This window comes from Peribacillus sp. YIM B13472, assembly GCF_042788005.1.
Lineage (GTDB): Bacteria > Bacillota > Bacilli > Bacillales > DSM-1321 > Peribacillus > Peribacillus simplex_E.
The window spans coordinates 325,231-338,909 of record NZ_JBHZPG010000001.1 but is presented as its reverse complement, the minus strand read 5'-3'; the positions used below and the strand labels follow the sequence as shown (position 1 = coordinate 338,909).

The 13,679-nt window shown below is 40.2% G+C and carries 14 protein-coding genes; 6 read left to right on the top strand and 8 right to left on the bottom strand.

What is annotated here, in order from left to right:
• Positions 1–250 precede the first annotated feature (250 nt).
• The 4 genes from ACFX4I_RS01650 to ACFX4I_RS01635 all read left to right on the top strand — a co-directional run bounded on the left by ACFX4I_RS01650 (position 251) and on the right by ACFX4I_RS01635 (position 6,299).
• Positions 251–1,501: an extracellular solute-binding protein gene (locus tag ACFX4I_RS01650; RefSeq protein ID WP_377418677.1), complete on the top strand. Its 1,251-nt coding sequence runs from the start codon at positions 251–253 to the stop codon at positions 1,499–1,501.
• A 148-nt stretch (positions 1,502–1,649) separates the two neighbouring features.
• Complete coding sequence (locus tag ACFX4I_RS01645) at positions 1,650–3,185, top strand: alpha-amylase family glycosyl hydrolase (RefSeq protein WP_377418675.1); 1,536 nt, start codon at positions 1,650–1,652, stop codon at positions 3,183–3,185.
• 79 nt (positions 3,186–3,264) lie between these two features.
• On the top strand, positions 3,265–4,914 hold the full coding sequence (locus ACFX4I_RS01640; RefSeq protein ID WP_377418672.1) for a glycoside hydrolase family 13 protein: 1,650 nt from the start codon (positions 3,265–3,267) through the stop codon (positions 4,912–4,914).
• A gap of 341 nt (positions 4,915–5,255) precedes the next feature.
• A complete protein-coding gene (locus ACFX4I_RS01635) occupies positions 5,256–6,299 on the top strand; it encodes a LacI family DNA-binding transcriptional regulator (RefSeq protein ID WP_230303974.1) in 1,044 nt (347 codons plus the stop codon).
• Positions 6,300–6,339: 40 nt separating this feature from the next.
• Here ACFX4I_RS01635 and ACFX4I_RS01630 read toward each other — a convergent pair whose 3' ends face one another.
• The 5 genes from ACFX4I_RS01630 to ACFX4I_RS01610 all read right to left on the bottom strand — a co-directional run bounded on the left by ACFX4I_RS01630 (position 6,340) and on the right by ACFX4I_RS01610 (position 10,006).
• Positions 6,340–7,119, bottom strand: a complete 780-nt coding sequence (locus tag ACFX4I_RS01630; protein WP_377418745.1) for an MBL fold metallo-hydrolase — start codon at positions 7,117–7,119, stop codon at positions 6,340–6,342.
• Positions 7,120–7,239: 120 nt separating this feature from the next.
• Positions 7,240–8,115: an SDR family oxidoreductase gene (locus ACFX4I_RS01625; protein ID WP_377418669.1), complete on the bottom strand. Its 876-nt coding sequence runs from the start codon at positions 8,113–8,115 to the stop codon at positions 7,240–7,242.
• Between the two features lie 229 nt (positions 8,116–8,344).
• Entirely contained in the window at positions 8,345–8,836 is a 492-nt protein-coding gene (locus tag ACFX4I_RS01620) for a YajQ family cyclic di-GMP-binding protein (RefSeq protein WP_063232211.1), read from the bottom strand.
• A gap of 103 nt (positions 8,837–8,939) precedes the next feature.
• A complete protein-coding gene (locus tag ACFX4I_RS01615; RefSeq protein WP_076367185.1) occupies positions 8,940–9,071 on the bottom strand; it encodes a DUF3941 domain-containing protein in 132 nt (43 codons plus the stop codon).
• A gap of 68 nt (positions 9,072–9,139) precedes the next feature.
• Positions 9,140–10,006 (bottom strand): DegV family protein, encoded by an 867-nt coding sequence (locus ACFX4I_RS01610; protein WP_377418666.1) that lies wholly within the window; start codon positions 10,004–10,006, stop codon positions 9,140–9,142.
• Between the two features lie 156 nt (positions 10,007–10,162).
• On the opposite strand from ACFX4I_RS01610, the gene ACFX4I_RS01605 reads away from it, so the two are divergent.
• On the top strand, positions 10,163–11,005 hold the full coding sequence (locus ACFX4I_RS01605) for a YitT family protein (RefSeq protein ID WP_377418663.1): 843 nt from the start codon (positions 10,163–10,165) through the stop codon (positions 11,003–11,005).
• A gap of 271 nt (positions 11,006–11,276) precedes the next feature.
• On the opposite strand, the gene ACFX4I_RS01600 is transcribed toward ACFX4I_RS01605, so the two are convergent.
• From ACFX4I_RS01600 to ACFX4I_RS01590, 3 genes are all read right to left on the bottom strand, one after another.
• On the bottom strand, positions 11,277–11,525 hold the full coding sequence (locus tag ACFX4I_RS01600) for a DUF3813 domain-containing protein (RefSeq protein ID WP_230303970.1): 249 nt from the start codon (positions 11,523–11,525) through the stop codon (positions 11,277–11,279).
• A complete protein-coding gene (locus ACFX4I_RS01595) occupies positions 11,525–11,677 on the bottom strand; it encodes a hypothetical protein (protein ID WP_283932673.1) in 153 nt (50 codons plus the stop codon). Before ACFX4I_RS01595 ends, ACFX4I_RS01600 begins: the two co-directional genes overlap by 1 nt.
• A 102-nt stretch (positions 11,678–11,779) precedes the next feature.
• Positions 11,780–12,595 (bottom strand): Cof-type HAD-IIB family hydrolase, encoded by an 816-nt coding sequence (locus tag ACFX4I_RS01590; protein WP_076367175.1) that lies wholly within the window; start codon positions 12,593–12,595, stop codon positions 11,780–11,782.
• 229 nt (positions 12,596–12,824) lie between these two features.
• Here ACFX4I_RS01590 and ACFX4I_RS01585 point away from each other — a divergent pair, with 229 nt between their 5' ends.
• Positions 12,825–13,613, top strand: coding sequence for an alpha/beta fold hydrolase (locus ACFX4I_RS01585; RefSeq protein WP_230303969.1), 789 nt, complete (start codon positions 12,825–12,827; stop codon positions 13,611–13,613).
• The last annotated feature ends 66 nt before the right edge of the window (positions 13,614–13,679 follow it).

The window sequence follows — 13,679 nt, the reverse complement described above, 5'->3', positions numbered from 1 at the left end:
ATGGTTATATACCCAATTTCAATTGTAAGAAGCACTTATTAACTAAAAAATAACAAAAAGTGTTCATCACTACAAGGAAATAAATACACCAAGGAAAATGTTGTAAAAACCAAAGCCGTTCATATAATGATAAAAATAGCCTTGGTACCGTTTTCATTAAGTGGCTTTGTTTGAATGAATGAACTGAAAAACAGTATTATTTGGTGCTTTTGGACATGATAGAATAAACATTTTAAAAAGGAGAATGAAAGTGAAGAAGCTGATTTTTCATTTGTTCATGTCCATGTTTTTGATCGTTAGTGTAAGTGCTTGTGGTACCAGTTCAGATTTGGAAAATGAAGTAGTGAAAGAAAATAAGAAAAAAGAAGACGAAGCCAGCAATGAAGCGAAGCCGGAAAAATTGATCATTTGGGAGGAAAAAGGTAAAGCGGAGGCCCTAAAGCCGGTGATTGAAGCTTTTGAAAAAGAATATGGAATCAAAGTTAGGCATGAAGAGCTTGAAATAGCTACCGAGATGTATGAGCGGCTTCGAAGTGATGGGCCAATCGGAAACGGAAAGGCCCCGGATGTCGTAACTTTTTCTCATGAAAAAGTAGGGCAAATCGTGAAGGAAGGCTTAATTCAGGAAGTGAAGGTGAAAGATGAGGTATTGAATGCCTTCATTGAACCATCAATTAGTGGGGAGATGTATCAAGATAAGGTATTTGGATTGCCAAAATCCGTAAACACATCCGTTTTCATTTATAATAAAAAATTGATGGCTAAGGCTCCTGAGACGATGAATGACCTTTATAAAATGGCGAAGGAATTAAGAAAGGGTAACGTGCATGGTTACTATGCCAAATGGAATGATTTCCATGATTCGTATGGAGTGATCGCTGGAATGGGAGGTTATATATTTAAAGATAAGAATGGAAAACTGGACCCTTCCGACATTGGTTTGAATAATAAGGGTGCCATAAAAGGGGCTGCGTACATCCAAAAATGGTATAGGGCGGGTTTGATTCCTAAAGGCGACAAAACAGCAATCGAGAATTTGTTCATACAAGGGAATCTGGCTTCTATCATGAGTGACGGTGACTCATTTACCGGGCGAAAGGATACAGGAATTGCCCCCATGCCCGAATTACCCAATGGCCAGCCAATGAAAACGTTGATGGAAATCAAAGGCTGGCATGTAACAGCATTCACAAAACATCCTTATTGGTCTACTAAGTTAGTTGAATATTTGACAAATGATGACAATGCAATGCAGCGTTATGATTTAACAGGGGAAATCCCTCCTAATAAATCAATCAAACACAATGCCGCAATCAATGAAAATGAAAGGGCACAAGCCATAAGCATACAATTACAATACGCTGAACCAGTGCCGAATATACCGGAAATGAATAGGGTATGGGGACCGATGAATGCAGCCATGGGTGATATAAGCACTCAAAAAGCAAAACCAAAAAGGGCCTTGGATAAAGCGGTTAAGACGATAAAAAAAGAACGTTAATCGTGTTCTGCCTTTTCCGATTCGGTAACCATAACCAGTATCACCAATTTGTCCCTTTAGTGTAAAGTTTTTTATAAATGGAATTGACGTTAAGGGGTCAAAAGGCTAATCTTAAAGGCGTAAAGAGATAGCTAGGAGGAGAGCGGATATGAGAAAAAGAGTGTTATCACTCGCTTTAATTCCGTTGCTTCTTTTTTACGCCATTCCAGTAGGAGCAGCTGAAAAAGAACAACGAACTTGGAAGGATGAAATCGTATATTCATTATTGGTCGACAGATTTTTCGATGGGAATACTCAAAATAATGGAGATGCGAACGTGAATGACCCTTCCACGTTTAATGGTGGGGATTTCGAAGGTGTCACGAAGAAACTGAATTATTTAAAAGATATGGGTTATACCGCTATCATCCTTTCACCGATTTTCGCTAATGATGAAAATGGCTATCATGGCGATTGGGTGGCAGATTTCTATAAAACGGATAAACATTATGGGACAATGAGAGAGTTTAAAAAACTCGTGAATGAGGCACATAAACGCGATATGAAGGTGATCATTGATTTTCAAGCAAATAATGTGGGTCCTGACTCCACGTGGCTGACCGATCCAAAAAAACAAGATTGGTTCCATGAAGAAAAAAAGATTTCCCAGGACGGTAGCCAAACGGATTTGGAAACAGGCTGGGTCGATGATCTTCCCGATTTGAATCAAGATAATGAGGAAACAAGGAAATATTTACTTGATGCTGCCAAATGGTGGATAAAGGAAACCGATATTGATGGTTACCGTATAAATAAAGTCCAATACGTAGCAAAAGATTTTTGGAAGGAATTTGTGGATGCAGTCAAATCTGAAAAATCAAATTTCTATACAATCGGCGATGTACAAGGTGATGCCGATTTGATATCAAGCTACAAGAAGACGGGTATCGATGCTTTTATGGATTATCCACAAAATGCTGAGTTACGGAAAGCATTTGCTGCACCCGATAAAAATTTGAAACCTGTTTTTAATGCGTTTGAGAAAAGCGAAGTTGAATTAGGGGGCAATGCCCAGCAGGCATTATTCATGGATACACAGGGAATGCCCCGTTTTACAAAGGATGCAGCCGACCATAACGAAAATCCAGGTTCCAGATGGAGAATGGCGCTGTCGTATCTATATACGATGCCAGGGGTGCCAATCGTATTTTATGGATCGGAAATTGCCTTAAATGGGGATATTGCCCCGGATAATCACAAGTTGATGGATTTTAAGACAGAACAGGAATTGGTGGAATATATAACAAAGCTTTCTGATCTCAGAGACATGTACCCAGCGCTGGTAAAGGGGGATATGGAGCTTTTATATGAAAAAGGTGGAGCTTCGGTATTCAAACGTGTATATGGTGATGAAACGATTGTCGTCGCCATGAACAATACGACTGAAACTCAAACGATAAACCTTACTGATAAGGAACTTGAAAGTAATAAAGAGTTGAGAGGTATGCTGAATGGGGATCTGGTCCGCAGTAAGGACAACAGCTACTCTATCGTAATCGACAGGGAGACGACAGAAGTCTACACGCTGTCACCTAAATCGATTATTAATATTCCTTACCTGTTAGTCATAGGATTGGTTCTTCTTATTTTTGGTATATTCATTGCTTTGGTTATTAAGCGTTCAAAACGGAACCAACCAAAATAATCATATACCTCTCGATTGTCGGTAGCCGCCAAACATTGTCCCTAAGGCTTTGTGGAAAACAGGATCGGGAGGTTATAGCATGAATAAGACCTGGTGGAAAGAAGCGGTCTGCTATCAAATATACCCGCGCAGTTTCATGGATAGTAATGGTGATGGAGTCGGAGATATAAAAGGTTTGATTTCAAAGCTTGACTATTTGCAGGAATTAGGGATTGATGTTATTTGGATTTGTCCGTTTTATAAATCGCCCAATGCGGATAATGGCTATGATATTAGTGATTATCAAGCAGTTTCCGATGAATTCGGTGCAATCGAAGATATTGATCTGTTATTGAAAGATGTTCACGGGCGTGGGATGAAGGTAATACTCGATCTTGTTTTGAATCATACAAGTGATGAGCACCCCTGGTTCGTAGAGTCACGTTCGTCCCGCGATAATCCGAAACGGGATTGGTATATATGGAGGGATGGGCAGGACGGTCGTGAGCCAAATAATTGGGAAAGCATCTTTTCCGGAAGTGCTTGGAAATTCGATGAAAGGACAAATCAATACTATTTACATTTATTTGCCGAAAAGCAGCCAGACTTAAACTGGAAAAATACTGATGTAAGAAAGGCATTATATGAAATGGTCAATTGGTGGCTCGATAAGGGAATCGATGGCTTCCGGATTGATGCGATCACGCATATTCATAAGCGTGATGGCCTTCCGGATATGCCCAATCCCTATTGGCATCAGTACGTACCTGCGTTTGAAATGCACACCAATCAGGACGGGATTCTGGATTACCTTCAGGAGTTGAAAGAAGAAACTTTCTCTAAGTATGATATCATGACGGTCGGTGAGGCCAATGGAGTCAGGATTGAGCAGGCGGAAGAATGGGTCGGGGAATCGAATGGGAAGTTCAATATGATATTTCAATTTGAACATCTTGGACTATGGAATAGGGGACAGAATCACGATGTTGATGTTCAGGGGTTAAAGCGCACAATGACCAAATGGCAAAAGGGGCTGAAAAACAAAGGATGGAATGCTTTGTTTTTTGAAAATCATGACCAGCCAAGAAGTGTATCCACCTGGGGAAATGATCATCAATATTGGTTGGAAAGCGCAAAAATGATTGGGGCTCTATACTTTTTCATGCAAGGCACACCTTTTATTTATCAAGGTCAGGAAATTGGCATGACGAATGTCCAATTTGATTCGATTGATGATTATGATGATGTAGGAATGAAAAACTTTTACCGGATAGAGACCGCCAAAGGTCGTCCGCATGATGAAATCATGAACATTATCTGGCATAGCGGCCGTGATAATTCACGAACACCGATGCAATGGAATGATATTGAAAATGGCGGTTTCACGCACGGAACACCTTGGATGAAGGTTAATCCCAATTATCGAGCCATTAATGTAGAACAGCAGAAAAATGACCCGTCATCCATTTATCATTTTTATAAAAAGATGATTGATCTTCGAAAAAAACATCAGGTCCTTGTTTATGGGGAATATGAATTATTATGGGAAGATCATCCTGAACTTTATATTTATACAAGAAACATGAATGATAATTCAGTTATGGTGATATGTAATTTTAGTATGAATCACCACCAAATCGACCTCTCTTACTGGGGGAAAATGGAACTTTTACTAGCTAATTATGAGGATTGTCCTGAGGTGTCCCTTATTGATTTACGTCCATATGAAACGAGGGTTTATCGTTATTAATTTGGAAATCACTTTTATGGACTTGATTGGAAATCAGCTAAAAACCTATGTAGTTAGTCGTCTGACTTCTTGATCTTCAATAGACATGCCGTTTTTTGAGAAGCTGATCATACATCAGCTTCTTTTTGAATTTTAAAACAGAAGTGAAAAAAACGGAAAAGTGAGTATTTTCTGAAAAATTTAACAAACATTAAAAAAGTATGGATATAACTATCGTACTGAGTGTATTATGAATACATACAAAATGTATAAATATAAAAGGAATATTAGAGAAGTGTTTATTGGTATTCACCTTGTATTAAATGAAGTCAATAAAGGCTAAGAGGGGAGAGGGGAAATGCATGGCCATAACAATAAAAGATGTGGCACAGTTAGCGAATGTTGCTCCTTCAACAGTTTCTCGAGTGATTGCAAACAATCCTCGGATAAGTGAAAAAACAAAGGTACGGGTACGTAAGGCGATGAGTAAATTAGGATACCATCCAAACTTCATTGCACGTAGCCTTGCCAATCAATCGACCAGGATTATTGGCTTGGTAATGCCAAGTTCGTCAAATGATTATTATCAAAATCCGTTTTTTCCGACGATCCTTCAGGGTCTAAGTGAAGGAGCTCAGGAAAATCATTATTCCCTGTTGCTAAGCACGGGAAAAACAGAAGATGAAATCTACGAAGGAGTAGTGAATATGGTGCAGGGGGGGATGGTTGATGGAATAATCCTGATGTATTCAAGGATGAACGATCACATTCTGACCTATTTGAGAGCAAGGGCTTTTCCATTTGTGATCATTGGGAAACCCTATGATTTTATCGAGGAGATAACATACGTTGATAATGATAATGTCTTGGCTGCCGAACAAGCAACGGATTACCTCATACAGTTAGGACATGAAAGGATTGGATTCATCGGAGGTGACGTAACCCTTGTGATGACCCTTGATCGCTTGTCAGGATATGAACGGGCATTGAAGAGGGCTGGAATCGATCGAAGGAGGGAATATACCCTGCATGAAGATTTTTTGCATGAAGGGGGACAAGCAGCTGCAAAAAGGTTACTATCCATCGATGAACCACCAACCGCTTTGGTGGTCAGTGATGATCTTATGGCACTTGGCATCGTGCATTCACTTCGCGAGATGGGCGTGCGCACTCCTGAAGAAATTTCAATCGTCAGCTTCAATAACGTTATTTTCTCTGAACTGTCATTACCAGCCTTGACTTCCGTAGATATCAATATTTTTGATTTGGGATATCAGGCAGCTAAGGGCATCATTCAAATGCTGCAGACTGGAGATGCTCCTGCTGGGACCATCATTCCACATCATTTCGTGGAAAGGCATTCCTGTAGATCGATCACGCAAGGTGCAATGGCCATGACTTATTGAACGAAAAGGGCATTGCATAAAAGCAATGCCTTTTTTTTTCCTAGAAATGTACACTGAAACTTTTGAATGCATGTACACCCGTTCCGTGTCTGATTAAATTATTCTCTTTAAGATATTGAATGGCTTCAAGGACTTCCTCAAAGATCCCTGGTTCGAGGCCGAGTTGGTTGTGTCCGCCATAAATTTTGGATACTGCCTTGATTTTTGCGATTTTTTCTAATGAATTGACAAGGTCTTCAGGGCTTGTCGAGGGATAAAATGCATAAATTGGAGTATCTGAATAAAGTAGGTCCCCAGTAAATAAATAACCTGTTTCATTATCCAAAATTGAGATGTGGCCAGGTGAATGCCCAGGTGTGTGATAAATGCCTAAACTGCGGTTCCCAAGATCAATCGTGTCCCCATCCGATAAGAGCCTATCAGGGGACCCCTGGTATGGCTTGTATGTAAAAGGATCGAATGATTCGGGTATGGGGACAGTGATATCCCGGTCCATGTTCTCTCTTATTTGTTCCAAGGACAAACCCTCAATGCCGTTGATCAGCCAATTGGCATCATCACCATGAACATAAATTGTATCATAATCCCCATGACCGCCAATATGATCCGCATGAACGTGTGTCGTCAGGACGATAATCGGAAGATCGGTAAGCTGGTCTGTAATCCGCTTAATCGAACAGATGCCTAATCCTGTGTCGATTAACGCAGCTCGGGTCTCCCCAAGTAATAAAAAGGAATGAACTTTCTCCCAATGACCATATTCACTGATTGCAAACGTTCCTGAGTCCAATTCCTGAACGGTGAACCATGGATCTACAATATTTTTCAAAAATGACTCCACTCCTTCCCAATCATATATTCCGCTTTAACCGGAAATATCCTGCTTGAAAAAGTAAAAGCAGTGGATTTTTGAAATCCACTGCTTTTGAAAGGGGAAGGATTATCCGTTTACCACGGTCCCGCCGTTTACGTGGATGACTTGTCCGCTGACATAGGATGAATCATCACTTGCCAAATATACATAAGCTGGTGCTAATTCCTCTGGCTGCCCTGCGCGGCCCATTGGAGTATCCTGTCCGAATTTGGCGACATCCTCTTCTCCGAATGAGGCGGGAATCAGCGGTGTCCAGATCGGTCCTGGTGCAACACCGTTCACTCTGATGCCATCTTTTGAAATGGAGTTCGACAGGGCCCTTGTAAATGCCAGTATTGCACCTTTTGTTGAAGAGTAATCGATTAGTTTTGGGTTGCCTTGATAGGCTGTGATAGAGGTTGTATTAATGATGCTGCTTCCTTTTTTAAGGTGCTTCAATGCAGCTTTAGTTAAGTGGAACATCGAGAAAATATTCGTGCGGAACGTTTTTTCCAATTGTTCAGCTGAGATGTCAAGGATACTTGTCTGCACATGCTGTTCACCGGCGTTGTTGACTAGAATGTCCAAACCGCCAAATTCATCAACCGTTTTTTTGACGACATCCTGGCAGAAGGCTTCATCACCGATATCTCCGGAAATGAGTAAACATTTTTGGCCTTCTTTTTCGATCAATTCTTTTGTCTCTTTGGCATCTTCGTGTTCATCCAAGTAAGCAACTGTCACATTCGCTCCTTCTTTGGCGTAATAAATGGCAACCGATTTACCGATTCCGCTGTCTCCTCCTGTTATGATTGCCGTTTTACCTTTTAGTTTGCCGCTTCCTTTGTAGGCAGCTTTAACTGAATCAGGGTTCGGTTCCATTTTTGTTTCCAATCCAGGTTGATGCTGTTGATGTTGAGGTGGAAATCCTTGTTTGTTCTGATTTTGGTTTTGGGTAGTCAAGATTAAAACGCCTCCTGTTTAATTATCTATGCTTTTTCTATTCCTTTTTTTAGAAAAAAGAAAACGTGGAAAAAATGACCAAATAAATCATGGGTAATTTATATAAGGGAACATGACTAGTCTTTCCATGTTACATGAAGGAGATTCATTTAAGAAAAAGGGGTGGAGACGGTTATTGAGGCATTGCCGCAAATAAAAAAAGACCCACCCAAAGGTAAGGCCTTCCTACTTAGCGGTAATTTAAGAATTGTACATCAATGGACAGATCAGCGCCCCGGATTGCGGAAATGATTCCTTGCAAATCGTCCCGGTTCTTACCGGTAACACGGATTTGATCATCTTGGATTTGGCTTTTCACTTTAAGACCGCTATTTTTAATGATGGTATTGATTTTTTTTGCTTGTTCCTTATCGATGCCTTGAATCAACTTAGCACGTTGGCGAACGGTTCCACCAGAAGCTCCTTCTAATTTGCCATAGTCCAGGTTCTTGACTGGTACGTCACGTTTAATGAGTTTACTAATGAGAACATCCTTTAGCTGTTCGAGCTTATATTCATCGTCGGACACTAAAACCAGGTCTTCTTTTTCAATGGTGATGCTGCTTATACTCCCTTTAAAATCATAGCGTGTTTGTATTTCCTTCATAGCCATGGTAACTGCATTCGTTACCTCTGAAAAGTCTACTTTCGAAACAATATCAAATGAATTTTCCTTTGCCATCACTTACCTCCAGCAGGTTTTATTTCCTTTATTATAGAGAAAGTGTGATAGGAAGACAACTATCTAAACCATATTAAAAAAGCAAGGGGACAAGCCCCTCGCGTCATTTATGGTCTGTTTTCTTCGAATAGGAGTGCTTACCTGCAGCAAGATTTTCCTGATAGGCGACATTTTTTTCAGCATTTCTCGCCTGGTTATCTTTTGGCCTTTTATTGTCATCGGTTGTTTTTGACATATAGAAAACTCCCTTCCATTATCTGATCAATATATATTGTTCACAATTATGGAAGGGAGTATGTATGTTTATGATTTCCCAGGGGTATCGTTTAAGAAGAAGAGGGCAATTGTACCAGGACCGGCATGTGCACCGATGACGGAGCCAATTGTATGGATCATGAAGTCGGTTGTCCCGAATTCATTTTGAATGGCTTCCTTCCATTCCAGGGCCGTCGCTTCATCATCACCATGACTGATGGCAATCGTTTGGTTATTTAAATTTTTTCCTCTTTCGTGCATTAATTCGATTACACGTTTAATCAATTTCTTTTTGCCGCGTATCTTTTCAAGCGGAACAAGCTTCCCATTTTCTACATGCAATAACGGTTTAATGTTTAATAAACCGCCAACAAGGGCAGATGTCTTGGAGATGCGGCCGCCACGGGCCAAATACTCAAGGTTATCTACAGTGAATAGATGCTCCATATGCCGGGTTTGGAATTCTATGTCAGCTAGGATTTCTTCTTTAGTGGCACCGTTTGCTGCTAGATCGGCTGCTTTCTTTACAATTAAACCGGCGCCCATCGAAGCGCATTTAGTATTGACGATTTCAATGTCTAGGTCAGGGTACTCTTCCTTCACTTGATTAAGAATCATCACTGCCGTTTGATATGTTCCTGATAACTCAGAGGAAAAGGCTATATAAATCCCTTGTTTTTTCTCTTTGGCAAACTGTGTGAAAAGTTCTATAAAGCATTCTGGGGAAGCTTGCGATGTTTTCGGGGCTTTTCCCTCAATCATCGCCTGATAGACTTCGTGAGAATTAATGGTAAGTAAATCTTCATAATTTTTCCCGTCAAGATGGACTTGTAAAGGAATTAATGAAACATTGTTTTCCTTATAGAAAGACAACGGCAAATCACATGCACTATCTGCAAGAATTGTGATAGCCATAATACACCTGCTTTCTTTTTACAATTTTTAGAAAATGAGTGGTCACTCTACATTTTAGTGTAGCACGTAACGGTGAAAATTCAATCTCTACGTAAATAGAATAAATAATTAAGGGTAAAAAGATAATAGAATAAGGGTGAAATGGAGGTTTTTAGGATGTACAGTGGTGAAATGAAGAAAATTATCATAGTTGTGGTCGGAGCATTACTGAATGCCGTCGCAATGAACTTTTTTCTAATACCGGCAAACGTATATGCAAGCGGCTTTACAGGAGTGGCCCAGCTTCTATCGAGGATGATTGGTTCTTTTGCTCCTTTTAATGTATCGACAGGTATTCTATTGCTTTTATTGAACATTCCAGTGACGATCATTGCTTGGCGAAAGGTTGGAAAGTCTTTCACTTTTTATAGTTTCCTCAGCGTTGTCTTGATGTCCTTCTTTATGGAAATCATTCCGATTACACGCTGGTCACCTGACATATTATTAAATGCGGTATTTGGCGGAGTCATAGCTGCAGTAGGTGTGGGGATCACCTTGAAATACGGTGCGTCGACTGGCGGAATGGATATTATCGCCATGCTTCTGTCACGGAAGAAAGACAAACCCGTGGGTACTTATTTATTTCTGCTGAATGGCGTGATCATTATAACGGCAGGTGCTGTTTATGGACCGGAAAAAGCTTTGTACACACTTGTTACCCTTTACACATCGACCCGTGTCGTTGACGCGATTCATACGCGTCATGAAAAGCTTACGGCCATGATCATTACAAAGAAAAGTGAAGAGCTTAAAGAGGCAATCCATGCTAAGTTAGTTCGCGGAATCACAAGGGTTCCTGCAAAAGGGGCGTTCACCAACGAAACTAAGGAAATGTTATTGATTGTCATAACAAGGTATGAACTGTATGACCTTGAAAAGATCATTAAGGAAGTGGATCCACACGCTTTCACAAACATCATAGAAACTTCAGGCATTGTTGGAACTTTCCGCAGGGAATGATTTTAACAAAATTAAGGCCATTACACTTCTATTACAAAAGGAAGTATTTAGGCGTTTTAAGTTTATTGCCAGTAACAAACGGCTAATTCTTATCTTGTAGCGCCAATTTAAAATCTTACAGACAGGAAGCAGGTCGTAAAGGCGTGGAAGCCACTGCTGATTCCCGTGTTTAAGACTTTTATAAAGAAATCGGTGAAAAAGGCGGTAAGGAACGAAATAACAATTGATGAAAGCAAAGCGAAAGCCTCCAGTAATCCTGGAGGCTTTCACGTTATTTCGAGTGGTTTTCCAGCTCTTCCTGGAGTTCTCGCAGTTGTTCTTTTTCGGCCTCGGTCGTATTGGCAAAGGCTGATGAAAGAGCGTTTTTAGCGATTTCCTCTGTCTTATGCTGGTCACCGTCATGCTCAGAGTGGAGAGCATTTTTAGCGATTTCCTCTGTCTTACGCTGGTCACCGTCATGCTCAGAGTGGAGAGCTTCTTCAACAAATTCCCTTGCCTTCTGGAATAAATTGTTTCCCATTAGAAGCCACCATAGCTTTGTTCTGACATAATTCTTAACCTGTCTTTTTCAGCCTCTTCAAACGTAGTGTGATAAGGGATTTTTTCGGCATGCCTGGCAACACTTTCTCTGCCTTGCTGTACAAATCGTTTAGATTTACTGCTTTTACCCATTCTTATCTCCTCCGATTCTGAGCGTTGTCGACAACAATGGAAGCTGTTGTCCATATTAGTTTGGCTTGAAAGAGAGATATTATGAAGGTAAAAAATGACGTATTAGGCTTTTATATTGAATTTTTCTTCGAGGAAGACCGCTATACCATCTTCTTCATTCGTCAATGTAGTCGTATTTGCTACCGTTTTTACTGGTGAAATCGCATTTCCCATGGCCACCCCGGTTCCCGCGTAATCGAGCATTTCCAAATCATTATCTTCATCACCGAAAGCGATTATCCTGTTTTGAGGAATTTCCAGATAGTTTGATACACGTTTTAAACCTACGGCTTTACTTAACCCGCTTTTTATTATTTCGATGATATGAAAAGGCTCTGCCCAGCGGCGATGATCGACCAATTCTGCATGTACATCGGATAAATGCTGGCGAATCTGTCCTACGAATTCACTATCTGTGTGAATTAGCATCGAAGTTGGGGAATCCTGAAGATAATTGCGCAAGTCACCTGTCTTCATGATCGGATTTCCTACATTGAACATGTTCATCAACTTTTCATCATGATAATGAACATAAACTTCATCCCGGACTTCTGCGATGATGTTGTGATATTTAAACTGATCACACGCTTCAACAATATCTTTCGCAACACTTATATCAAGTGGAGAGTGGTATACCCCCCAGCTTGTATGTAATGGGTGATGGACGAAAGCGCCATTGAAATTAACGATTGGTGTAGTCAAACCCAATTCCCGGTAATAAAGTTCACTTGAGCGAAAGGGGCGCCCGGTAGCGATCATAACTTCGTGTCCATCCTCTTTTAGTTTTAGGAGTGTTTTTTTAGTCCTTGAAGAAATTGTTTTGTTATCTGTAAGTAAAGTACCATCAAGATCCAATACGATTAAATGTTTCTCAGCCATGTACACACCTTCTGTTCTTTTTGATTTCATTATATGCAAATATTGTTAAGCCTATTTTAAAGTAAATGTAAATCTTTTTCATTCTTTATGCATTCCTGTATGATATTACTATATTCAGGATCATGATGATTAAAGCGAAGCTCTTGTTTAAGGAGTGGAATGATGAATGCCAATGCCATTTTGATAATGGTATTGAAAAGACCGGAACAAATTATTCGGAGGGGTTAACTTGATAATAATTGAAAAAGAACTAATTGGACATATTCCTGTATTGCACCTAGGTGAAGAAACCACTTTCAATCAGGAATTGCCGATTATTATTTTTATACATGGTTTTCAAAGTGCAAAAGAACACAATCTTCACTATGCTTATTTATTGGCAGAAAAGGGTTTTCGTGTGCTACTTCCCGATGTGATTCATCATGGGGAAAGGGAAGCTGGTTTAAGTGATTCTCAAATGATGCCCCGTTTTTGGGAAATGGTTTTACAGACAATCCAGGATTTATCTTTGTTGAAGGATGATTTATTATCCCGAAAATTAATTGATCCAAACAGAATTGGCGTAGCTGGCACCTCTATGGGGGGAATAGTGACTAATGGGGCCCTGGCTGCTTATGAATGGATATCCGCCGGAGTCAGTTTAATGGGAAACCCATCATATGTCGCGTATGCAGAGCTCCAAATGGCGGAGATTAAGAAAAGGAAAGTTAATTTCCCAGCTACTGATGAGGAAGTTGCCAAGGTGATTGAACAGCTCAAGCCATTTGATTTGAGTCTAAATCAGGATAAGCTTTCCAACCGTCCGCTTCTTTTTTGGCATGGTGCCAAAGATCCGGTTGTGCCTTATCAACATGCATATCGTTTTTATGAAGCTGTCAAAGCAGGGTATAATGAGGCAGATGAAAAAATTGATTTTATCCTTGATCCTAAGGCTGGACATAAAGTGAGTAGGGAAGGCGTACTTATGACTGCAGACTGGTTCGCGAAACATTTACTGTCAACTGTGCAAAATGCTTAAGTACTTACTCAAAATCTGTTATGATTCTAATACGGACATAAAATAAAGTCTAAAATGGACATAATG